Annotated in this window: 22 protein-coding genes; 9 read left to right on the top strand and 13 right to left on the bottom strand. The window is 54.2% G+C overall.

Going from position 1 to position 22,419, the window contains the following annotated elements; genetic code table 11:
• On the top strand, window positions 1-801 hold the full coding sequence (locus CEK71_RS15220; protein ID WP_088620182.1) for an OmpA family protein: 801 nt from the start codon (window positions 1-3) through the stop codon (window positions 799-801).
• Window positions 802-852: 51 nt separating this feature from the next.
• Here the strand turns inward: CEK71_RS15220 and CEK71_RS15215 are convergent, their stop codons facing one another.
• The 9 genes from CEK71_RS15215 to CEK71_RS22720 all read right to left on the bottom strand — a co-directional run bounded on the left by CEK71_RS15215 (window position 853) and on the right by CEK71_RS22720 (window position 11,962).
• A complete protein-coding gene (locus CEK71_RS15215) occupies window positions 853-3,189 on the bottom strand; it encodes a fatty acid cis/trans isomerase (protein ID WP_088620181.1) in 2,337 nt (778 codons plus the stop codon).
• A 96-nt stretch (window positions 3,190-3,285) separates the two neighbouring features.
• Window positions 3,286-3,624, bottom strand: coding sequence for a YdbL family protein (locus CEK71_RS15210; protein WP_088620180.1), 339 nt, complete (start codon window positions 3,622-3,624; stop codon window positions 3,286-3,288).
• A 9-nt stretch (window positions 3,625-3,633) separates the two neighbouring features.
• On the bottom strand, window positions 3,634-3,831 hold the full coding sequence (locus CEK71_RS15205; protein WP_088620179.1) for a YnbE family lipoprotein: 198 nt from the start codon (window positions 3,829-3,831) through the stop codon (window positions 3,634-3,636).
• Window positions 3,831-5,702 (bottom strand): intermembrane phospholipid transport protein YdbH family protein, encoded by a 1,872-nt coding sequence (locus CEK71_RS15200; RefSeq protein WP_088620178.1) that lies wholly within the window; start codon window positions 5,700-5,702, stop codon window positions 3,831-3,833. The genes CEK71_RS15205 and CEK71_RS15200 overlap by 1 nt, the downstream gene beginning before the upstream one ends.
• 101 nt (window positions 5,703-5,803) lie before the next feature.
• Complete coding sequence (locus CEK71_RS15195) at window positions 5,804-6,046, bottom strand: glycine zipper 2TM domain-containing protein (protein WP_088620177.1); 243 nt, start codon at window positions 6,044-6,046, stop codon at window positions 5,804-5,806.
• Between the two features lie 748 nt (window positions 6,047-6,794).
• Window positions 6,795-8,189: an FAD/NAD(P)-binding protein gene (locus CEK71_RS15190; RefSeq protein ID WP_232463663.1), complete on the bottom strand. Its 1,395-nt coding sequence runs from the start codon at window positions 8,187-8,189 to the stop codon at window positions 6,795-6,797.
• 441 nt (window positions 8,190-8,630) lie between these two features.
• Window positions 8,631-9,857 carry a bifunctional 3,4-dihydroxy-2-butanone-4-phosphate synthase/GTP cyclohydrolase II gene (locus CEK71_RS15185; RefSeq protein ID WP_088620176.1) on the bottom strand — a complete coding sequence of 409 codons (1,227 nt, stop codon included), beginning with the start codon at window positions 9,855-9,857 and terminating at the stop codon, window positions 8,631-8,633.
• A 122-nt stretch (window positions 9,858-9,979) separates the two neighbouring features.
• Entirely contained in the window at window positions 9,980-11,161 is a 1,182-nt protein-coding gene (locus tag CEK71_RS15180; protein WP_088620175.1) for an acyl-CoA dehydrogenase family protein, read from the bottom strand.
• A gap of 660 nt (window positions 11,162-11,821) precedes the next feature.
• Window positions 11,822-11,962, bottom strand: a complete 141-nt coding sequence (locus tag CEK71_RS22720) for a hypothetical protein (protein ID WP_157679292.1) — start codon at window positions 11,960-11,962, stop codon at window positions 11,822-11,824.
• Window positions 11,963-12,311: 349 nt separating this feature from the next.
• On the opposite strand from CEK71_RS22720, the gene CEK71_RS15175 reads away from it, so the two are divergent.
• Window positions 12,312-13,028, top strand: a complete 717-nt coding sequence (locus tag CEK71_RS15175) for a YebC/PmpR family DNA-binding transcriptional regulator (RefSeq protein WP_088620174.1) — start codon at window positions 12,312-12,314, stop codon at window positions 13,026-13,028.
• Between the two features lie 344 nt (window positions 13,029-13,372).
• Here CEK71_RS15175 and CEK71_RS15170 read toward each other — a convergent pair whose 3' ends face one another.
• From CEK71_RS15170 to hemB, 3 genes are read right to left on the bottom strand one after another with little or no spacing between them, the layout of a single operon-like run.
• Complete coding sequence (locus CEK71_RS15170) at window positions 13,373-13,867, bottom strand: SixA phosphatase family protein (RefSeq protein ID WP_088620173.1); 495 nt, start codon at window positions 13,865-13,867, stop codon at window positions 13,373-13,375.
• Window positions 13,864-14,694, bottom strand: coding sequence for a shikimate dehydrogenase (gene aroE / locus CEK71_RS15165; protein WP_088620172.1), 831 nt, complete (start codon window positions 14,692-14,694; stop codon window positions 13,864-13,866). Before aroE ends, CEK71_RS15170 begins: the two co-directional genes overlap by 4 nt.
• Window positions 14,691-15,698, bottom strand: a complete 1,008-nt coding sequence (gene hemB / locus CEK71_RS15160) for a porphobilinogen synthase (protein WP_088620171.1) — start codon at window positions 15,696-15,698, stop codon at window positions 14,691-14,693. Before hemB ends, aroE begins: the two co-directional genes overlap by 4 nt.
• 242 nt (window positions 15,699-15,940) lie before the next feature.
• On the opposite strand from hemB, the gene CEK71_RS15155 reads away from it, so the two are divergent.
• The 3 genes from CEK71_RS15155 (at window position 15,941) to CEK71_RS15145 (ending at window position 19,076) form a co-directional block, all read left to right on the top strand.
• On the top strand, window positions 15,941-16,585 hold the full coding sequence (locus CEK71_RS15155) for an MlaC/ttg2D family ABC transporter substrate-binding protein (RefSeq protein WP_088620170.1): 645 nt from the start codon (window positions 15,941-15,943) through the stop codon (window positions 16,583-16,585).
• A gap of 321 nt (window positions 16,586-16,906) precedes the next feature.
• Complete coding sequence (gene cmoB / locus CEK71_RS15150; protein ID WP_088620169.1) at window positions 16,907-17,884, top strand: tRNA 5-methoxyuridine(34)/uridine 5-oxyacetic acid(34) synthase CmoB; 978 nt, start codon at window positions 16,907-16,909, stop codon at window positions 17,882-17,884.
• A gap of 145 nt (window positions 17,885-18,029) precedes the next feature.
• Window positions 18,030-19,076 (top strand): NAD(P)-dependent alcohol dehydrogenase, encoded by a 1,047-nt coding sequence (locus CEK71_RS15145; protein ID WP_088620168.1) that lies wholly within the window; start codon window positions 18,030-18,032, stop codon window positions 19,074-19,076.
• A gap of 108 nt (window positions 19,077-19,184) precedes the next feature.
• On the opposite strand, the gene CEK71_RS15140 is transcribed toward CEK71_RS15145, so the two are convergent.
• Window positions 19,185-19,490, bottom strand: a complete 306-nt coding sequence (locus CEK71_RS15140) for a DUF3240 family protein (protein WP_088621643.1) — start codon at window positions 19,488-19,490, stop codon at window positions 19,185-19,187.
• Window positions 19,491-19,796: 306 nt separating this feature from the next.
• On the opposite strand from CEK71_RS15140, the gene CEK71_RS15135 reads away from it, so the two are divergent.
• The 4 genes from CEK71_RS15135 (at window position 19,797) to CEK71_RS15120 (ending at window position 22,386) form a co-directional block, all read left to right on the top strand.
• Entirely contained in the window at window positions 19,797-21,407 is a 1,611-nt protein-coding gene (locus CEK71_RS15135) for a tetratricopeptide repeat protein (RefSeq protein ID WP_088620167.1), read from the top strand.
• A 151-nt stretch (window positions 21,408-21,558) separates the two neighbouring features.
• Window positions 21,559-21,768, top strand: a complete 210-nt coding sequence (locus CEK71_RS15130) for a hypothetical protein (protein WP_157679290.1) — start codon at window positions 21,559-21,561, stop codon at window positions 21,766-21,768.
• 74 nt (window positions 21,769-21,842) lie between these two features.
• Window positions 21,843-22,190, top strand: coding sequence for a hypothetical protein (locus CEK71_RS15125; protein WP_157679288.1), 348 nt, complete (start codon window positions 21,843-21,845; stop codon window positions 22,188-22,190).
• Between the two features lie 19 nt (window positions 22,191-22,209).
• Window positions 22,210-22,386 (top strand): DUF2281 domain-containing protein, encoded by a 177-nt coding sequence (locus CEK71_RS15120; protein ID WP_232463662.1) that lies wholly within the window; start codon window positions 22,210-22,212, stop codon window positions 22,384-22,386.
• Window positions 22,387-22,419: the final 33 nt, after the last annotated feature.

The following is a 22,419-nucleotide window of genomic DNA, read 5'->3' as shown; positions in this document are numbered from 1 at the left end:
ATGCAAAACCATCACTTTTTCCCCCTCTCCCTGATCGCTGTGGCACTGTTGTCAGGCTGTGGTTCCGTACCCAATCCGGCTCTGGATGCCGCCCATAGCAACTTTAATACCGCGCGTAGCGATGCCGATGTGACTTCGTTGGCGGCTTTGGAACTGCAAACGGCGGGGGAATCTTTAACGAAAGCGGATACCGCTTTCGCTAATGACGAAGATGCCGGCACCGTTAACCAATTAGCGTACCTCACGACACAGCAAGTCAATATTGCCCAAGAAGTCGCCAACCGCAAAACCGCAGAATTGGTCGTCACCAATGCTGCCGCTAACCGTAATGCGGTGCGCTTAGATGCCAGAACGGCAGAAATAGACCGTGACCACGCGCTCATTGCCGAACAACAACGCCAGCTTGATGCCCTGAACGCCAAGAAAACCGACCGTGGCATGGTCATCACCCTAAGCGATGTCTTGTTCAACGTCGACAAAGCGCAGCTGAAATCAGGCGGTGTCCGCAATGTCCAAAAACTGGCGGATTTTTTGTCACAATACCCTAACTACAAGGTATCCGTCGAAGGCCATACCGACAGTACGGGCAGTGACGAACATAACCAAGACCTCTCCGAACGCCGTGCCGACTCGGTACAATCGGCGTTGCTCAATGACGGTATCGGCGGCGAGCGCATCAGCACGCACGGCTATGGCGAGGGTTCCCCTATCGCCAGCAATGATGATGCCGGCAGCCGCCAACTGAACCGCCGTGTGGAAATTATCCTGTCCGATGCCAACGGTAACATCACTCAGCGTTAGGCTTTAACGCAGCGGCGGTAAGAGGCTGGGAGCGCGGGCATCTGCCCGCCCCTACCTATTTTCAAAGCGGTTAAAATCAAACAAGCCCGCTTCTATCGGAAAGCTTTTACGGTAAGCGGCATGGAGCAAATCGGTATGTGGCCAAAATTGCGGGTTGGTGCGTCGGATAGCAAAACGGGCGCTCAAATCGGTATAACTGTCTTCAGAATTGAGATGCTGTATGGTGTTGATAAGATCCGGCAGTTGGTGTACCCCTAAGCGATAAAAAGCATTTGGGTAAGCGCCCAGAAAACCGGGTACTAACGTCAAAGTATCTTCATCGGGCAAACGGCGGTCTTCTTCTTTGAACAGTTCGGAAACATTGCTGTGGGCGCTATTGCGTATGAGCGTGAAATGCTGGGCGGGGTGTTGCGCGTCGCTGAGGGTGATGAACACGGTTTCCGGCAGGTAAGAAACGGCTTTGCCCTTAAGCGCGGCCAATTGTTTCAGCAAATCAAGCGGTAGGGTAGTGTCGGTCAACTCGTAGCGGGTGTCCAACACGGGACTGAGATGGCGTTTCCAAAGCCGCGTAAACTCAGGCCACGGCTCTTGGGTCTTATAAAGGATGCCGGTATTTTGCACATACAAACGCTGTTTATCATGCAAATGCGCCAACACGGCATCAGGCGCGTTGCGGTACCATTTATCTTGCACCGCGCCGCGCATGGACAGCGGCAAAAAGGCCAGGGCATTTTGTTCGCCTTCCATGCGCAAAAAGTCCATATACAGCCGTGCCTGCAATTGGTGGGCAACCGTGCCGAACACATCAAACCCCGCCACCAGCAAGTAATGGATGCGTTCCAGTAAAGGATAGCCGATAATCATCGCCGTTTGCGGCTGTTCGCCAATAAAGCCTTGGACGATACTGGCATTGTCGAAATTCCTGAATACGGTCAGGGCAGCATTGGCATTGGTGCCGTCACCATCCCACAACAGGGACAAATTAGGGGCGTGTTGCCCGCTCAAGACCTTATTCATGAGGCTGCTTTTGGCCTGTAGATACTGGTTTTCCTGTGCCGCATACGTCCGCCATTTTAACACACTGCCCAAGCTTTGGTCGCTGATAGGCAGGTCGGTTTGCTGGAGGGCGGCGGTCAGCAACTGTTGGCTGTTCTGATCTGGGTTATCGGGATGGGCAAAACCGATCCAGAAATAATCGTTGATGACATTAATCGCCACTTGCCCACGGCAAACCGGGCCTTTAATGAAACCCATCACAGTAAACTGCGCTTCGTCCAGCATCAGCCGATAACGTGAGCGCACCGGAAGTTGCGCGAAGGCAACGAACGGATTGGCGGCGATTTCCGGCGTGTACGAAGGCAGGGCCGTCACGGTATAGGGTGCGTCCAGGAACCAGCCCTTAAGGCGCTGCATCCGTGCCGCATTCAGGGCGTAAGGCAAGTGGGTTTTGCTCAGCACCGTCCCTTGCAGCGGGCGCAAACGGTAATAGACCCGCGCCACTTGCGGGTCGTCAAAGGGGCGGCGCGAAGCGATCAGGCCGATGGCTTGGCCGGGCGGGGTGGTCGAGCGCACCAGCTCAAAAAATGCCGTTTCCGGCAAATCAGTAAAATGCAGGTGTGCCAAAAACCAGTGTTCGTAAATATAGCGGGCCATTAACTGTGCCTTCAGGCTATCGCCGTTTAAAAACACTTCCCACTGCTGCACTTCATCTAACTGGTTTTTGGCCAAAGTGGGCGGCGCTTCAACAGGTGCCCCCGCCTCCAACCAGCGCACTAACGTTTGCTGTTCCTTATCCGTTAACGGCGGCAAACCATAAGGCATCCCCCATTCGGGATGGTCTTTTGCATAATCGGCCATCTCTTCAAGCACCGGACACGCTTGGTCCCTATACAAAGAAAAGTCAAAACGCCCGGCGGGCAACAGGCCTGCTTTAGGGAAGCTGTGCTGCTTTTTCAATTGCAACAGCTTAGCCATGACACTGGCTTCCCGATTGGTGGCCGGGTCAGGCTGGCGTTCGTTAAGCACCGGGGTAAAGCCCCGCAAACGCCATTGCTGATTGGTTTGGGCATCGGTAAACAAGCGGCTCGGCGTCATCATCGATAGCCTTAAGTCACTATAAATCTTTTCTTTGCTCGCCCCACGCGTAATGCCTTCGTAACTGCCCATTTGTAATTGGCAAGGCGCGTCGAAACAGCCGTGGCAAACCGCACAACGGCTATCGGTGATGGGTTTGACATCACGGCGGTAACTGACGGCAGACGCAGTGCTGATGGGGTGATCGAAACGGGCGGGATCGGCGGCGCCATACTGTTGGTCGAGTTGGTAACGGGTATAAGCCGCGCAACCTGCCAGCAATAATAGCAATAAACAGAGCAGCAGCTTGCGCATAGTGTCCCTTGTCGGTTAGCGGATGATAGGCCTTATCCGCGCAGGCTTGCAAAAGGTTATTCTGGGTTTGAGTGGACAAGCCCCCAACGAGTCCGGTTAACGCTGTTGCCAACCCGATCCGGTTTCGACAAATTGCCCTGTAGGGGTTTTACCGATGATTTTCTGTGCGGCGAGTTTGGCGACGGTGTCGGCAGTGACCCCGTTTTTATTGGCTATGCGCTGATATTCCGCCAACCGCTGGGCATTGATGCTTTCCACCAAGGCTTTCACATCGGCAGGCGCAGCCGGATTGACCACCCCCAAAAACCCGCTTATTTTTTCGCCAATGAACCCAGCCGCTTTGGCCTGATCCAAATCGGCGGCGGCAATCGGTAAAGAGACCAGTAATAGCCCTAACAGCACAGGCCGTAAGCAGTGCAAGCGTATTTTTTTCATTGATGTCTCCTAAAATAAGCCTTTTTGCGTGGAAATCAGATCATCGACATCTTTTTCAATCTTCAAGCGGATTTCATGTTCGATTTTTATATTCATATTGATTTCTATCGGTTTGTCGGGAGCTTCAAATTTAACCGTTGGCGCACAGCCGAACAAGTGCCAAGCACCCGACAAAATAAGCACACGTTTTGCAGTTGTCCATTTCATTATGGTCTCCGTTCCGCTGGCGGCGGCTTAGGTGGATGATCCCCATGAGTGGGGGTAACAGGTTGTTTAATAGGGGTGGCTTGGCTTTTGGCTTCTTTGAGGATAGCCCGCTCAAAATCACCCGCCATGATACCCCTTTGGAGCAGTTCGGGTAACTGTCCGCTTAAATTAAGGTTAAAGGCTAGCGGATGCCCTGACAACACCTCAGGATTGCTGCCTTCCAAACGCAAACCGACATGGTAGTCACCATTAGGACGGTAATTGACCTTGGCCTGTAAGTTGTGGTACTGCAAATTGCGTAACGCCCTAAAGGCCACGTTCTCCTTATCGGCAACCGGGCCTTGATAGTGTAACACCCCTGGACGGGTACCGGTCAGCGTACCGTCAAGCACTTCGATGGCCGTGGCGGAAATGCTCAAGGGCAGTTCGCCATCGACAGTACCGCTCCCCGACAGGCTATCGGCATTGAGGGTAGCCAGCAGTTGCGCCACATCAACGCCGCGCACTTGTAGCGTCAATAAAATGGGGCGTTGCTTAAGGTCAAAAGTCGCCGGCAACACGGCCAGTTGGCCGCCAAACAGGGTGCCTATGCCTTGGCCTACCGTCAATTTGCCGTCTTGATAGTCGGCCTTAAGGTTAAGGTCGCGTAGCGCCATCTTTTTACCGAACGCCAGCGCTGGGACAGTGACCGAGACCGCCACCGCCTGACGGCTGAGATCGGCCACATCCAGCATGATTGTCACTTGATTAAGTTCGGTCTGATCCGCCGTTACCGCCAAGTCGAAGACGCTAAAATGCGCCGTACCCGCCAGAGGCCGCTGGGCTTGCCAACGTAATTGTACCGCGCCTTGGACTTGCCCGCCGTGCAATTGCCAGCCGCGCGTCACTTCGGGTTGCCAAGGCCCGATAAAGCCGAGCAGGGTTGCCGCCGTCATATCCAGATAGGCCGTGGCATTCACGGCACCCGACGCGGCCATTGCCCATTCGGTCTTGGCAAGATAACCGCCATCACGGGTTAGCCATATCACCCCGTGTGGGCTGGCGGCTTTGTCAGTTGCTTGGACAGTTGCCGTCACTTTCGCCAAGGCCAATTCAGGCGTTAGCCACGCTTTTGCCAAGGCGGCCATTTTTGCCCTTGCCTGTTCAGGCACCAAAGGGCTGGCCGTTAGCCATTGCCCTAATGCGCCCATATCACCTTGTAAATGCGCCTGCTTATCCGCTTGATCCAGATGGCTAATATCCAAGGTAAACACGGTTGCGCCGGTTTGTTGTTTGCCCAACACTTGGGCACTGCGCAAACCCGCACTAAAAACAAGGCTTAAGGCTTGGTCAGCTGTTGCAAAGCTTGCTTGGAGTAAACCCGTGCTGGCACGGCTGATGTCGGCCTGCCCGACGATATGGCTTAACCCCCATGGGCTCATAGCGGTTAAATCCAACTGTTTGATACTGACTTGCTCCAGCGGATAAGCCAAGGTGCCGAAGGGGGTAGCACTGTTAACGGCGGCTTTATCAGGCGCATGGTAAACAAAGTTAAGCTGTGCCTGCCCGATAGCGATTGCCGACACTTTAGGGACACTCAGATCGTAGCTTAGGGTGACATCCGCCAATTTGGCGGATAACAAGCCTGCCCCAGTTTCCAGTCCCCACGTCATTTCCGCCAAATTGGCTTGGCTAAAGCCAAATTGTAAGCCGGACAGTTTCGGCGCTAACAAAGGTGTCCGGGCAAGCAAGCGCACGAACACCTCTTCCATGATAAAGGCACGGTTCCACCAAACGCCAACGCCCACCAGCACCATACCACAACAGACTGCAATTAGGCTGTTCCTGATGCGGTGTGGTGGCTTAAGGCTGGCGGCTGTAGAGGGCTTCATGGGCAGAACGTGCAGTGAAAATACTGCCCATCATAGTGCAGCTTATCTGGATTCGGCTAATTTTTTCGAAAAACCTGTTTCAGTGTGGCCTTAACGCCCACTTATCTTCTGTAACGGCCTCTTGCGCGGGGTTGGGTAATAACGTTACCGAGAAGCCCGCCCACCGCCGCACCGCCAATCGTCCCTACCGCACTACCGCCCGTCAGGGCCGCACCGCCTAACGCGCCCGCACCGGCACCGAGCAAAGTACCCTGGCCTTGTCTGGACATCCCCGCGCAACCGGTCAGGCTAATAAACATAGCGACAATAAGAGTGGTTTTTATAGCTGATTGTCTGTTTTTCATGATGTCATCCTTTATATGGGGTTTCCGGCGTATTAGGCCGATTGATTTGGGGGCGGCGAGTGATCCCGCCGTTCCTGCACTTAGGCAGTAGCCCTTAGGCTATATTGCCACCGTCAGCTTGAGTTTATCGCTCCGGTTCCCGCCTGTCCGTCCGTTAACGCACATAGGCGAAAGACCGTGCCTCAAACACCGCGCTGTGTTTGCCCTGCCGTACTGAGGCAATAACAGCTTACGACTAAGAGCCTTTACCGTAGCTGAATGGCAGGCGTAGTCTTGCCATTAAAGTAGGTTGTGGGTTTGGGGATGGGGGGTATCTTGTCAAACAAAAGGTACAGATTTCAATATATACTGTGAACGGCCAAGTTTTCGGCTTTTACAATTCACCGTAGGGTACGCTGTGCGTACCTTTTGCACTGATTTTTATGAGGATTTTTTAAAGGTACGCACAGCGTACCCTACCAAAAAAACCGAAAACTTGGCCGTTTGAAGTATATACTCTGAACGGTCAAGTTTATTTACTGTAGTACCTTTTGCACTGATTTTATGATGGTTTTTAAAGGTACGCATTTATGCCCCTGAGGGTACAGCGTACCCTACCAAAAAACCGAAAACTTGACCGTTTGAAGTCTATACAGAAATGATTTGATTAGGCTTAAGCGCCACCTTTAAGGCTTGTAGTAAAGGTGGCGGCAATGTAAAGATAAGCGGTATTAGGACATGCTGATAAGCTCAACCATCTTGGGCGTACTCAAGCTTCACCGGCGGCTAACAATAGGCGGGCTAATTTTTCGGCTTGCCCACGCAGTTCCGGTACTGCCGTCGTTTCCCATAAACGGCCTTTTTGCGGTGGCCCCAAGGTGAAGAGCTGTTTGGACACCTTGCCCCCGGCATCAATCAGCGCCCCGTCCGCCGCCACATCCAAGCCAAGCATCAGGGGATCAGGGCGTATTAGGTGCTGGTTAAGCAAATCTTGGACGAGAGGGTTAGTCAGTTTACGGTAATTGCTTTCAGATCCGGTACAATTCGCCACAGCACCGACTACCAAGGTTTGGGTTTTTGTTTGGCCTCGCGCCCGAAACACCACTTCAACGCCTTGCCCGTTGTCATGGCATGCTAAGACCCGCCCGCTGTGTTGGCGCAATTGCCCGGTATTGAGCAGATCGTCTAGCCGACTACCCACCACAGGCGCCAAACGGTGGCGATGGCAATCCCAATAAGTGCGCAAATGCCGGAGAAACCGCCGCTGTTCGGATAAGGGCAAAGCCTCCCATAGGCTTTGGCTGACAGGCCTTAACGCATCAAGCACCGCCCGCCAATCATGATCAGATACCTGAATAAGCCGCCGGATTTGCCGCAAGCAACGGCGTACCGATGTGGGGGCGGCAAAGGCAAGCGGCGTAAGCCTTTTCTGGCACGGCCGATGCACTTGCGGCATCAGGCCGTGCCTTGATATGCTATGGATTTGGCCTTGATAGCCCGCTTCTGACAGGGCGATAGCCCAATCCACCATTGTCAGTCCGCTGCCCACCAACAAACACGAACGGGTTTCCAGCAGCGCCGCCAGCGCGTCAGTTTGCCAAGGGTTACTGAAATAGCGGCCACTGGCCGTAAAATCAGTGCCGTTTACCCAGCTATCGCTAGGCGGAAAATTGCCTATCGCCAAGACCGCGTTTTGCGCCGACAACAGCCCGCCCGTGTCCAGTTTAAGTGCGATATGTCCTGGTTCTAGGGTGATGCCAATGACGTTAGCGGTTATTTTTTCCAAACGGCAATGATTAGCGGCCTGTTGTTCGGTCTTATCCAACAAATCAACTAAGTAGTCGCCATAAACGCGTCTGGGTAAAAAAGCGTTTGGCGCCACTTCTGTTACCCAGCGATTTTCTAACAGCCCGCTTTCCCTGACTTTCGCCCAGGTAAAAAAATGTGCCGGCTCATCCGGCAAGGCACTCATATTATGGGCCGGCACATTCAAAAGATGGCAATCCTGATCGGTGCTATAGGCTCTACCCCGCCCGACTTGCCGCAAATTAGGTTCAATTAAATACACCGTCAGCGGCTGCCGGGTTTGCCGTAACAATTGCACGGCCACCATCGTGCCGCTAAAACCTGCGCCGATAATAGCGATTTTATGGGTATAGCTCACAACTCACCTTTAACATAATGCGTTTTCATGGTTTATAGATATGACAACGCCAATAGTGCCGCCCAGCGGTAATGGAGGGGGCGGCATATTGGCGTTGTTTCGTGTTGATTTTTTCTAAGGAACTTGCATAAAATTAAGTGGGCGTTATATTGCACCTCAGCGTGTTAAACCCCACCCCAGCCCTCTCGGCAACCGCTCCTTGCGTTGCTCTACCTTCTTTACACCCCTGAGGGTGTGCATCCATGCAGTCGCCCTTGGCAGGGGAGGGGGCAAATGGCTTCCCCGTCGTACAGGCGAAAATCAGGGGGAAAAAGCCCCTCCCCCTGCCAAGGGGGAGGCTGGGAGGGGGTTGCCGTACTTTCGCCTGTTCAACAGATTTTATTTCATGCACGATCCTAAGATACGCTTTTCTTAAGGCAGCGCATTTATGGCATAAGACATTCAGCTCTTCCCAAGCCCCAAAGTACCTAAACTCAGCATGTGACCCATTTTTTCGGACTTGGTACGCAAATAGACAATATTTTCGCAGTTGGGGGGCGGCTCTAATGGCACCCGATCAACGATTTTGAGCCGGTAGCCCGATAATTGGCTGAATTTTGCCGGGTTATTGCTCATTAGGCGCATCGTCGTTACCCCTAAATCAGTCAATATTTGCGCCCCGACATCATAGCTTCTGGAATCTATCGGCAAACCCAATTCTTCATTAGCTTGCACGGTATCCCGCCCTTGATCCTGCAACCCATAGGCACGGAGCTTATGGCCTAAGCCAATGCCCCGGCCTTCATGGCCGCGCAGATAAACTAAAACGCCGCTGCCCGCCTGTTCAATTTTGCCCAGCGCCATTTTCAGTTGGTTACCGCAATCACAGCGTAAAGAATCCAAAATATCGCCAGTCAAGCATTCCGAGTGGACACGGACTAAAACATTCTGTTGCCCGGTTATTTTGCCTTTAACCAAGGCAAGATGTTCAAAGCCGTCCAATACCGAACGGTACACATGGGCGGTGAAAGTCCCTATCGCCGTGGGTAGCCGCGCTTCGGAAACGTGTTCCACCAGTTGCTCGTTACGGCGGCGGTAGGCAATCAGGTCGGCAATGTTAATAAACGGTAACTGATGTTGTTTGGCAAAAGCCCGCAACGCCGTGCCGCGCATCATACTGCCGTCGTCATTGACCAGCTCGCACAGCACCCCAGCCGGATACAATCCGGCCATACGCGCTAAATCACCTGCCGCCTCGGTATGTCCAGGCCGTTTTAAGACCCCGTGTTTTCTCGCGCGTAAAGGGAACACATGCCCAGGCCGGGCAAAATCGGCGGCGACCGTGGTGGGATCTGCCAAAGCGCGGATGGTGGCGCTCCGGTCGGCGGCGGATATGCCGGTACTGGTGCCTTTGTTCAAATCCACCGAAACGGTAAAGGCCGTACCGTAGGGATCGGTATTGCGGGCAACCATCGGTTCAAGCCCTAGGGCATCGACCCGCTCTTCGGGCAATGACACGCAGACCACACCGCTGCTGTGACGGACTAAAAACGCCATTAGTTCGGGCGTTATTTTCTCGGCGGCGATAATCAAATCGCCTTCATTTTCTCTGCCAGCGTCATCGGCAACGACAACAAAGCCGCCGTTGGCTATGGCCTGAATGGCTGTTTCGATCATATCGTAAATCATGGCGATAACCTTAAAAGTAAATGCCGTAAGGCGGCTGGCCCCGCTCCGCCTTTATTGGGGCGTTGGCCAACCGCTAGGCGGGCGGGGTGTTTTAAACAGCCCCCGTTCCTTAGTCATTCAGCTTATTCGCCACCTGCTTCAAATAATTCTAAAGGCAAGCCCACTAAATCTTTGCCTATCCATTCGCGGGCGATATTGTTGGATGGCCCCATCGCTATGCCCGCCCTGGCATCACGGAAAATGCGCTCTATCTGGCCTTTTTTATAGCCGTAACCGCCGCTGACATCCATGGCATTGCGGGCCGAAATATTGGCGACTTCCGACGCATGTACCTTAAACTCGGTTAACGGCAACAGCAATTGCCCCTGCGGTTGCCCGTCCGCTTGTAATTGGTCCAGTTGGCGGGCCAAATCGTGCTGCCACGGGCGCAAGCTTTCCACCAGCACTTTCGATTCGCCGAGTTGTTGCCGAAGCACCTGGTAATCGGATAATTTGCGGTTGAAATCGCGGTGTATAGTGCCGGTAAGATGGGTAGCGGCAGCTTCTAAGGCTGCCCTGGCGACACCGTGCCAAACGGAACCTAAACCAATCAGGTAAATAGGTGTCACCCCATCATAGACAATGTCCTTGCCTTTACCTTCTTCACCAAGGCGGTCTTGGCTATCAACACGGACATTTTTATAGGAAATGGGGCCGCTGTGATTGCCCCTAACACCCAGCGCTTCCCAAACACCATGCGTGATGCCATCGAGTTTGGCATCAACAATGAAAAAACTGATGTCAGTAGGGCCCAGTGCGCCTGGGGAGCGGGTTTGAAACAGATAATAGTCGGCGGCTCCAGCGCTGGTGGTGAAGGATTTATCGGCATTAAGCAGATAATGGCTATCGCCATCGCGTGCCGCTTCGCTAAAATTAAACCACCAATGTCCGCCTGAGGCTTTTTCGCTGGTTGAATAAGTACCCAGCAACCCCTCTTGCGCAGGTTTAAGCCAACGTAGTTTTTGGTCATGATTGCCAAATAAGTTAATCGTTTGCGCAGCCCCTGTGTGCATGACAAACACCAAACCCGTAGAGGCGCAAACCCGGCCAATTTCTTCGCAGACGATGGAAAATGCCAGATGATCTAAGCCTAAGCCGCCATATTCTTTAGGAATCAAGATGCCATTCCAGCCTGCTTTAGCGAGTGCGTTCAGATTATCTCTAGGGAATACCCCCTGGTCGGTCTGTTCCACATTGGCCTTAATCACATCGTTAACGAGCGTTCGGATGTCTGTGCGTATTTTGTCGTAATCCTGAGCGGACATAATAAATCTCCTTATGAGCTTATTTGAATGATTTATCCGGTAGATAAGCCAAAATTAGCAATAGTTGGCTTATCCACACCATAACCTGCCTTTACAATACTGGCCAAACTAGGCAAGTGGCCAGACAGGGCGAACACCTGATGGTATGCAAACAAGCTAATGCAGTTATCAGGCCAATTATAAGTAATTGTTTTTAATTAACAATTAATGAAGCAACCTTGTTGGCTGCTGGACTGGCAGCGGTGCATACACTAATTGCTGCTACTCCAGCAGAGTACCGGGAAGTTGCCGCGATTCCCTGTTACCCGATCATTACGTTTTTCATAAGGCCCGGTCTACATAGGGTGGGGCATTTGTTAAAAACATAAGCCTATAACTCGATCATCAAGTTTTTCATAAAGTCACATCTAAATAGTGGGGAAGATTAGCGGAGAGCTAAGGCTTGTTAAGGTGGGCAACTCCCTCCCCTGATGGGGAGGGCTGGGGTGGGGAGAATAAAATCAATGACTTATGCTCATGACTAAGAGGTTTTAAGCAGACTATTTTTAGTCTGTTTAATGAAAAAAGCCTTATTTAGATTCTCCCCACCCCAACCCTCACTGCCATTAAGTTAAGGAAATTCTGTTCAGAAACAATGTTTTTTCTTCCTTTTATGGAAGTTCAGCAACCCCCTTGCCGATGTCTTTTGTCTGGGCGGGTTACGGTGCTTTCGTTCCAAGCAAGGGCGGCTTCCGGGATGGTCAGGCCCTGTTCTTTCATCACTGAAAGCAGTTTTTTTCTGAATGCCGCTGGATAAGCCATTCGTTTTCCATTCAAGATGATCGTTTTTACAATAGCCTATTATCATATCAAATTATATTGGCTTGGCTATAGAGTGGCCGGATGAGTTGGTGGGACGTGCGCCTACTGATCCGACCGCCCTTGCTTTTGTTGTCGGTCTACGCGCAGGCTGGGTCGTATCCAGGTAGGCGCGGGTAGCCTGGAACTTTATTTTCGTGTTAGGCAAAACCGGATGCGGTGCAGGCAGATCAGCCAAAACCGCTTACCCGCCCGACACGGCCTTAACCCAACGCCAGAAAAAATTTCCCTCACCAATTACTTATCTGTAAAATCCGTCTATTTATCTTTAAATTAACGGAGCCACAGCGAAATGGGTAGAGCCTATCAAAACCGTAAAGAGTCCATGGCCAAAACGGCGGATTCTAAGGCCAAGGTTTATAGCAAGTATGGTCGGGAAATATATGTCTGCGCCAAGTCCGGCGGGGTGGATTTGGATGGCAATTTAAGCTTGCGCGGGCTGATTGAACGGGCGAAGAAAAGCCAAGTGCCTGCCCATGTTATCGAAAAAGCCCTAGACAAAGCCAAAGGCGGCGGCGGCGAAGATTTTGCCCCCGCCCGTTACGAAGGCTTCGGCCCCGGCGGCTGTATGGTGATTGTCGATTGCCTGACCGACAACCCCAACCGCACATTTAACGATGTCCGCCAATGCTTTACCAAAACCAAGGCGAAAATCGGCATCCAAGGCGCGGTCAGCCACATGTTCGACCATTCGGTGATTTTGGCGTTTAAACATGGCGACGAAGATACCGTGCTGGAAGCCTTGTTGTCGGCGGATGTCGATGTCTCCGACGTGGAAAGCGATGACGGCAAGATTACCGTCTTCACCCCGCCCGCCGATTATTTCAAAGCCAAGCAGGCCTTAGCCGACAGTTTAGGCGAAGTCGATTTTGAGGTGGACGAAATCCAATTCCTGCCCAGAAGCTCGACCGTACTCAGCGGCGACGACATCGCCTTATTTGAACGTTTTTTGGACATGCTCAATGAGTTGGACGATGTCCAAAACGTTTATCATGATGCGGAATATTAAGTAGGCGTTCATTTATACTCTGAACGGTCAAGTTTTTCATAAAACCCGCCCTGAACACTATTACAGACGCTGGTTCCCAAGCTCCGGCTTGGGAACCCAGCTTTCCGAAGCTCTCGCTTCGGGAATTCTGGACACTAACATTTTCCGGCGCTGTTCAGGTAGACCGCGCAAGCGGTTTTAGGGCAGCCGCTGGTTTTTTTAAATTCCCGAAGCGAGAGCTTCGCGTAAGCGGTTCCCAAACCGGAGCTTGGGAACCAGCACAACACCCGCTGTACGGTCTATGGCGTAGCTAAAGGACTGGCAAACTGCACGGGCTTACGTCGGGCAAAACAGCGGGCAGGGACCTACGGAACTTCCCTGGCCAACAGCGTCCCGCACTCCGCCGCCAAGTGCTGCCAGTCATCCGGCAGTTCTATCCGCACCCAAGTGGCGGTAGGCATCAAATCGCCCCGGAAGCGAAGGTTATCAAAGCCCACCAACTCCAGCAGCAGGTTTTCAAAATCCGGGTTATGGCCAACCAGCAGCACCCGTCCTAAAGACGGCGGCAGTTCGGCCAAAAGGGTTTTAACCGCCACCAGGCCTTGGAAATACAGGCGGCTGTCTGCTGCCAGGGCGGTTTCATCCCAGCCTAGGGTGGGGGCGACGAGGCGGGCGGTTTGATAAGCGCGGGCGGCGGGCGAGGTGATGAGGGCATCGGGGCGCAGGCCGGTTTTATGGAGGGTTTTGGCTATATGGCGGACTTCGTGTTCGCCGTGGTGGGTCAGGTTGCGGTCTACGTCCGCCTTAGTGGTGAATTGTTCGGCCTCGCCATGCCTGAGTAACCAGAGTTCGCGGCTCATAAAGATGTCCTTTCATGGTCAAATAATGCAATTAATGGCGCACTGTCGGGGCGGATGCCGCGCCAGAGCCGGAAGGCTTCGGCAGCCTGCTCGATCAGCATCCCTAAACCGTCCAAACTGTGCGCCGCGCCTTGGGCTTGCCCCCAACGCACAAAGGCGGTGGGTTGGTTGCCGTAAGCCAAATCATAACAGACCCCGCCAGGACTTAATAGCCCTGCTGGCAATGGGGGCAATTGGCCGCTGAGGCTGGCCGAGGTGGCGTTGAGGATCAGGTCAAAGTGTTGCCCCGCCAAATCGGCAAAACCGCCGCCGGACACCGCGCCCAAATCGGCAAATTCCGCCGCCAGTTGTTCGGCTTTGGCGGCGGTGCGGTTGGCGATGCGCAGGCTGTGCGGGCACTGCTCCAGCAACGGCGCGAGAATACCCCGGCTGGCCCCGCCCGCGCCTAACAGCAAAATCCGCTGGCCTGCTAAAGTCAGATGGTGGTTGTCCAGCAAATCCGTCACCAAGCCGCCGCCGTCGGTGTTGTCGCCCAATACCGCACCGTCCGGCAAGCGTTTTAACGTGTTGACGGCCTTGGCGCGTTCGGCGCGGGGAGTTTTTACCTGCGCATAATCAAACGCCAATTCTTTCAGCGGTACGGTGCAGTTTAGCCCCAAGCCACCAGCGGCAAAAAAATCCCCGACACGGGCGGTAAAGTGTTCGGGGGCGACTTCTTGGGCGGTATAACTGAGGTCTTGGCCTGTCTGGGCGGCAAAAAAGCTGTGGATGCGCGGCGATTTGCTATGGCTGATGGGCTGGCCGAACACGGCGTAACAGTCGGTCATTCGGCTTCCTTCAGCCATTGGGCGACGGCCTTGGCATAATAGGTTAAAATAGCGTCACTACCCGCGCGTTTAAAGGCCAGTAAGGACTCCAGCACCACCGCGCGTTCGTCCAGCCAACCGTTTTGTGCGGCGGCTTTGAGCATGGCGTATTCGCCGCTGACTTGGTAAGCGAAGGTGGGTACAGCATAAGTGTCCTTAATGCGGCGGATAATGTCCAGATACGGCAAACCCGGCTTGACCATGACCATATCCGCGCCTTCTTGCAAGTCCAGCCCGACTTCCCGCAGGGCTTCGTCGCCGTTGGCCGGGTCCATTTGGTAGCTGTATTTGTTGCCCTTGCCCAAGTTGCCCGCCGAACCGACCGCATCGCGGAACGGCCCGTAAAACGCCGAGGCGTATTTGGCGGCGTAGGCCAAAATTAGGGTGTTGTGGTGCTGCCCGGCTTCCAAGGCTTGGCGGATCGCGCCGATGCGCCCGTCCATCATGTCGGACGGGGCGACCACATCCGCGCCCGCGTCGGCATGGGACAAGGCCTGCTTGACCAGCACCGCGACGGTGGCATCATTGACGACATAACCCTTCGCGTCCAACAGCCCGTCTTGGCCGTGGACAGTGTAAGGGTCCAACGCCACATCGGTGATAATGCCTAAGCCCGGCACCGCTTGTTTTAGGGCGCGGACAGCGCGTTGCACCAGGCCGTCGGGGTTATAGGCTTCGGCGGCATCCAAGGATTTTTGCTCGGCGGCGACCACCGGAAACAAGGCAATGGCGGGGATGCCTAAGGCATACAGGGCTTGCGCCTCAGCCAGCAGCAGGTCTAAAGACAGCCGCTCGACCCCCGGCATGGAAGCCACCCCCACCCGCAACCCCTCGCCTTCGGTGACGAACAGCGGGCAGATCAGATCATCCACGCCTAAGCGGTGCTCACGCATCAAGCGTCTGGAAAAATCGTGGTAACGCATTCTTCTCATGCGTGTGGGTAAGGTAATGTTATGATACGTCATTTTACTCCGTTGATGCAGTTGGGCGGGCGTGGGTATTACCGAGGAAAGGGTAATCATCAGTGACAGTAAACCCGATGTTCAAATTTTTAACATTCAGATAAAGAACCTTGCCATAACCCCCTATTGTAAACCCAAACCCCACCCCTAAGCACCCGAACATTTTTACTGCCGACACCCTGCTTAAGAAACTAAACCCATTTTCAAAAGTCGTAAATTTCAACCGCCGTATCTTAGAGGATTTTATGAAGGCCAAACATACCATACAGATTACTTTTTTCGCATTACTGTTAACCCTCGCCCCCCTAAAGCCCCTGTTCGCCGCCGATTTGCAAGCGCCCCAACAAGCCATTGAAACGGCTTCGGCGCAATTGCAATCGCAAATGCAGGATAAAAGCTTTACCAAAGACTTTGCCAAAATTAACGACTTTGTCAATCAGGTCATTTATCCGCGCGTCGATTTCGACCGCATCGCCGCCTTAGTGCTGGGTAAATTATGGAAAACCGCAACGGTGGACGAACGCAACCGTTTTAAACAGGAGTTCCAAGTCTTATTGGTACGCACCTACTCACGCGCGTTTGTCGAGTTTAAAGAATGGTCGGTGCGCTTTTTACCCTTGGAAATGGCCCCTGGCGACACCAAAGTCATCGTCAAAACCGAAGTCCTGCAACCGGGTGTCCAACCTATCGCCATCGATTACCGCATGGCCCTGCACGAAGGCGAATGGAAAGCCTACGACATTATGATTGAAGGCGTGAGCTTAGTGACCAACTACCGCACCACCTTTAATAATGAAATGCAGACCAAAGGCTCGTTAAGCGCGGTCATCGACAGCTTGGCAAAACGCAACACCGAAGCCTTGGCGGCGGCACCTGGGAAAAAATCTTAAGCCGGAAAGCGCGTAACGGTCAGTCGGACGGTTCGCCCGTGCCCTTCACTCCGTTCCCTGAGCGAAGCCGAAGGGTACGGGGTGAAGGGTACGGTTTTAAAAACTATCAGTTGTCAAACGCGCCGCATAAGCATCCTAAGTAGAAAAAAATCACGAAAAAATACGCTTTGAGCCGCCGATTTTAATATTCATTACATATCCGGCGTGTATAACAGCTGTTTATGCCTACTATCGCCCGGAGCCACAACCCTCCCGGCTAAGCGCACCACCCCGAAGGCCTAAGCCGACGGTGAACCCAGCCCACCAACCCTTTACCCCCTAATGCCCGACTACCAATCCTTATTCCACGACTTATTAGCCGCCAACGCCGACGCTTGGGTGGCGGTTTTGCAAACCCAACTGGCGGCCGCCTTCGACCCCAGCCGCCACGGCGATTTGCCCAAGTGGCAGGCGGCCATTGCCGCCATCCCGCAATTTTCGCACAGCCATACCCGCACTGACACCGATGCCATAGAAATCGGCTGTGCCGAAGACCTGACCGCCCTCCAGCGCAAAAATCTGGAACAGCACCTGCAAGCCCTGCACCCGTGGCGCAAAGGCCCTTACCAACTGTTCGACATTTTTATCGACACCGAATGGCGCTCGGATTGGAAATGGCAGCGCCTGCAAGACCACATCGCCCCCCTCACCCACCGCCGCGTCCTCGATGTCGGCTGCGGCAACGGCTACCACTGCTGGCGCATGTTCGGGGCCGGGGCAAAAACCGTGGTCGGCATCGACCCCATGCTGTTAAACGTCATGCAGTTCCACGCCATAAAAAAACTTCACGGCACCGCCCCTGTGTATGTACTGCCGCTGGGCATGGAAGACCTGCCCGCCAACCTGCAACTGTTCGACAGCGTGTTTTCCATGGGCGTGCTCTACCACCGCCGCTCACCCATCGACCATTTGCTGGAGTTGAAAGGCTGTCTGCAACCGGGCGGCGAATTGATTTTGGAAACCCTCGTAATTGACGGCGGCTTAGGCGAAGCCCTGCTGCCCCCCGACCGCTACGCAAAAATGCGCAACGTCTGGTTTTTGCCCAGTTGCCCGACCCTGGTCAATTGGCTGCAACGTTGCGGCTACACCAACGTCCGCGTCGTCGATGTCACCGTCACCAGCGTCGCCGAACAGCGCAGCACCGCCTGGATGCGCTTCAACTCCCTGCAAGATTACCTGGACCCGAACAACCCGAACCTGACCGCCGAAGGCCTGCCCGCCCCGAAACGGGCGATAGTGATCGCCAATAACCCGGCGTAAAATTCTCCTGGAAGCGCGGGCATCTTGCCCGCCTTTGCGGGCAAGATGCCCGCGCTCCCTGACCATTGAACTTAAACACCGCCAGCCCTATCCAAGCAACACGCTTTGTTGGCCTGACCGCCATCCATTAACCCAGGAGCCACCCATGCACCCTACTTTAGCCTACGCCGCCCATAGCCCCACCTCGCCGCTAGTCCCGTTCCAATTCCAACGCCGCGCCCTCAAGCCCGGCGATGTCCATATCAACATCCTGTTTTGCGGGGTCTGCCATTCCGACATCCACCAAGCGCGGGACGAATGGGGCAACGCGGCGTTTCCGATGGTGCCGGGGCATGAGATTGTCGGCAAAGTCAGTGCCGTCGGCAGTGCTGTCACCCGGTTTAAAATCGGCGATACGGTCGGGGTCGGCTGCTTGGTCGGTTCCTGCCGCATTTGCAGCGAATGCCAAGACGACTTGGAACAATACTGCGACAACCCCGTGTTTACCTACAACAGCCCCGACCCAAACGGCGGCACGACTTACGGCGGCTACTCCGACAACATCGTCGTCGACGAGCATTTTGTCCTGCACATCGCCGACAGCCTCGACCCCGCCGCCGCCGCGCCCCTACTGTGCGCCGGCATCACCACCTACTCGCCGCTGCGCCATTGGCAAGTCGGCGCAGGCGATAAGGTCGGCGTGGTCGGTTTGGGCGGCCTAGGCCACATGGCCGTTAAATTCGCCAAAGCCTTAGGGGCGCATGTTGTCCTGTTCACCACCACGCCCAGCAAAATCGCCGATGCCAAACGCCTAGGCGCGGATGAAGTCGTAGTGTCAAAAAACCCTGATGAAATGGCCGCGCATAACGGCAGCTTCGACTTTATCCTCAATACCGTCGCCGCCCCGCACGACCTCGATGCCTATACCCTGCTGCTCAAACGCGACGGTACTTTATGCCTGGTCGGTGTACCCGACCAACCGCACCCCTCGCCATCGGTCAGCGCCTTGATTTTCAGACGGCGCAGCATCGCCGGGTCATTAATCGGCGGCATTAAAGAAACCCAAGAAATGCTCGATTTTTGCGCCGCACACAACATCACCTCCGACATTGAGCTGATCGCCATCCAAGACATCAACAGCGCGTTTGAGCGGGTACTGAAAAGCGACGTGAAATACCGCTTCGTGATTGATTTGGCGAGTTTGCGCAGCTAAACCCCCTAAGAGCGCGGCCAGCTTGGCCGCACTAGCGGGCAGGATGCCCGCGCTCCTACTTGAAGAAGGGCGCATCGCGCCCTTCGCGGTGAGTCATGCCAAGCCCCCTCAAATCTCCCCACGCTCAATCACCGGCAACACCCAATACTGGATGCCCGTCCCGGCAAAATCCTGTTTTAAGCGCGTCAACAACACCGCCAGCCCTTCGGCATTCACGGGCATTTGGAAGCGGACTTTTTTCTGCCGCCCGCTGACCTGCTCGGCCAAGGACAAGCCTTTGTTTTCATGGTGGTGGGCGTTAACCGGAAAACTGCTGAAACCGTGCGCGGACTCTAACAGCAACAAACAGTCAACCATACTCTCCTCCAAACTGGGGGGAACGTTCAGGGTGAGCAGATACTCTTGGTGGGTCATGATGTTACCTTGGGTGGGTTGGAAAAATGCAGGGGGTAGACCCCGGTTTAAGGAAAAAAATCCGTATGGCGTACCGCTATTTTTAGGCACTATACCCCGATGGGCAATTAAGGGCGTTAAAAATTTAATGCCTTCTGCCCATACCCTCAAAACACAATAGAGCCTATTGGCAACCCTTATAAGCCTTACAGCGGCTAAGGTCTAAAACCTCAGGCCGTTTCACCTCAACCCCCAGAAAAAACCTTGCCATGGCCGGAAAATACTTTAAGCTAATAAACGGTTACTAATACCTTCGGGGAGGTGGGCATGGGTTGGTGGAAGACAAACACGGTATGGATTTTTAGCGGGATAGGCGTATCCGTGCCTTTAGCCTTGGTCGGCTGGTTGATGGCTACACCCGCGCCAGGGCCTGCGATCAGTGCCGATAATGGCGGGGTGGCGGTCGGCGGTAACCAAGTCAGCATTACGGGCGGCGGTAATGCCGTCACTCTGCCCACCCCGCCCGCCGCTACGGATACGGCCCCGGCGGCAACAGTCCGTGCCGACCATAACGGGCAAGCGGTGGGTGGGGATAATATCAGTATCCACGGCGACGGCAATACCGTCAATCAGAACACGACCAACAATTACTATAAATCGGCGGAGTATCAGGCCTTAAACAAAGCCTTAACTACCGCCCAGCAACATGCCAAAGATCACCCCGAAGACCCCAGCTTTAGCCAAGAACTGGCCGAACTCCAGCAAAAAATGGCCGATTTTAAGCGCGACGTGCTGCAATTGGCGGAAGAGTTTAGCAAGCTGAAGATCAACACCGAACGGCTACGCTTGGCGAAGCAACATTTTGACGCGGGCGACTATGCCGCCGCGCGGGCTATCTTAGATGCCGAAAAAATGGGGCAAGATCAGCAGAGTTTGTTAGACGAAAAAGCCCGTTTACAGGATCGGCAAGCCGAAAACACCGCCCATTTGGAAGATAACGCCACCGAATTTATCCTAAAAGCCCAACTGACCGCGCTGGACTACAACCTGCCCGAACCCGAACGCATCGCCCAAACCAGCGGCTATTTTAACCAAGCCCTGAAATCGGCGCGGACACCGGATAATGTCTTCGCTTTTGCACGGTTTATGCAAGACCATAACCAATATGCGCCTGCGGAAGCGTTATACCGGGAGGTGTTGGGGCAATTACGGCAACTGGCGGCGGCGAATCCGGCGGTGTATTTGCCGAATGTGGCGACGACGCTGAATAATTTGGCCAATTTAGCCCAAGTCGACACCCAGCGCCGTAAGGAAGCGGAAGGGCTGTACCAAGAGGCATTGGGCAATTATCGGCAATTGGCGGCGACGAATCCGGCGGTGTCTTTGCCGGATGTGGCGATGACGCTGAATAATTTGGCCGCCTTGGTAAGTGACGACACCACCCGCCGCAAGGAAGCGGAAGGGCTGTACCAAGAGGCCTTGGGCAATTATCGGCAACTGGCGGTGGCGAATCCGGCGGTGTATTTGCCGTATGTGGCGGCGACGCTGAATAATTTGGCTAACTTGGTAAGTGACGACACCGCCCGCCGCAAGGAAGCGGAAGGGCTGTACCAAGAGGCATTGGGCAATTATCGGCAACTGGCGGCGGCGAATCCGGCGGTGTATTTGCCGGATGTGGCGACGACGCTGAATAATTTGGCCAACTTAGTCAAAGCCGACACCAGCCGCCGCAAGGAACAGGCGCGCCAGGATTTTTCGCGAAAGCTAAAATGGGATCCATCCGATTTTAGCGGCGAAAAATTTTCCTGGCGATTATTGCCTTCGGCTGCCCGCCTTCGTCCTGCTCCGGCCGCGATACACAACTCCCCTTCGGTACGCTGTGCACCACTGGCCTGCGCAAATGACTTGACGCCGTTTCGGGATGGCCTTGCATGTTGACTACGCTTCCGCTTGCGCTCCAACTCCGTCAACACGCCCGGCCCCTACGGCTACGCGGGGGGCGTCGTACACCGCTCCACTTCCGTTTCGCTTCCTGTACTCCTTCGCGGAAGGGCTGTACCAAGAGGCGTTGGGTATCCGGCGGCAACTGGTGGCGACTGATCCTAGCGTGTATGCGCCTAAGCTAGCCAATAGCCTGGCTAATTTAGGGGCGGCCTATTTAGATTGGCACGAATCCCAAAAAGCTTTGGTTTATTTACAAGAAGCCGCAACGCTGCTTAAACCCTTCGCCGAGCAATACCCAACGGTGTTTGGCGATAAGCAGGCATTGATTGCCCGACTCATTGCCCAAGCCAGTTAAGCTTGGGTTTGCCAACGGCTGCGCCGCCTTGGCGCGGCGTATTTGCAATGCTTACCCCCATCCACAGGCCTGTTATGTCCAATACCCAATTCGCTTTCCTGAACAAAACCGCCGTACCCGACAGAAGCCAATTGCAAGCGGCGATAGACGCGCTGGGTTTTGATTTGCAGTTAGACCCAGCATTTACCCCGTTTATGGATAGGGGTTTTTCGCCCTGTGTTTTGCGCGGGCAAGCCGGGGCGGGCTTTGAAATCTTCTACGACCCCAGCAATGCCGTAGTCGAGGAAGATGAAGAGGATTTTTGGGAGATCATCGGCACTAACGATTATTGCCTCAGCTTCGTCTGGCACAGCCTGGTAGGGTACAGCGTACCCTACCGGGCTGGCCGAAACCATTTATCAACACAGCCTCAAACTCCCTGAAACTGCGGCGCGTGAAGCCTTGGATTTCATCGAATTTCTGGAACAACGTTACGCACCGAAACCTGCCGATATAAACCAGCAGAACGATACCGAAGCGTTTCTCGCGGCGATAGCGGGTGGTTTGAGCGACGATTTCCCCGATGACATTAACAACGGTGATTTGGGTGTTGATGCCCAGCGCGAGGCAGTAGACTGATGGGCTATTCTGTTAAGGCATTCTATCTTAACT

It is taken from the genome of Methylovulum psychrotolerans (genome assembly GCF_002209385.1).
GTDB classification, from domain to species: domain Bacteria; phylum Pseudomonadota; class Gammaproteobacteria; order Methylococcales; family Methylomonadaceae; genus Methylovulum; species Methylovulum psychrotolerans.
The sequence above is the reverse complement of the archived record's forward strand: the minus strand, read 5'-3'. Positions and strand labels throughout refer to the sequence as shown.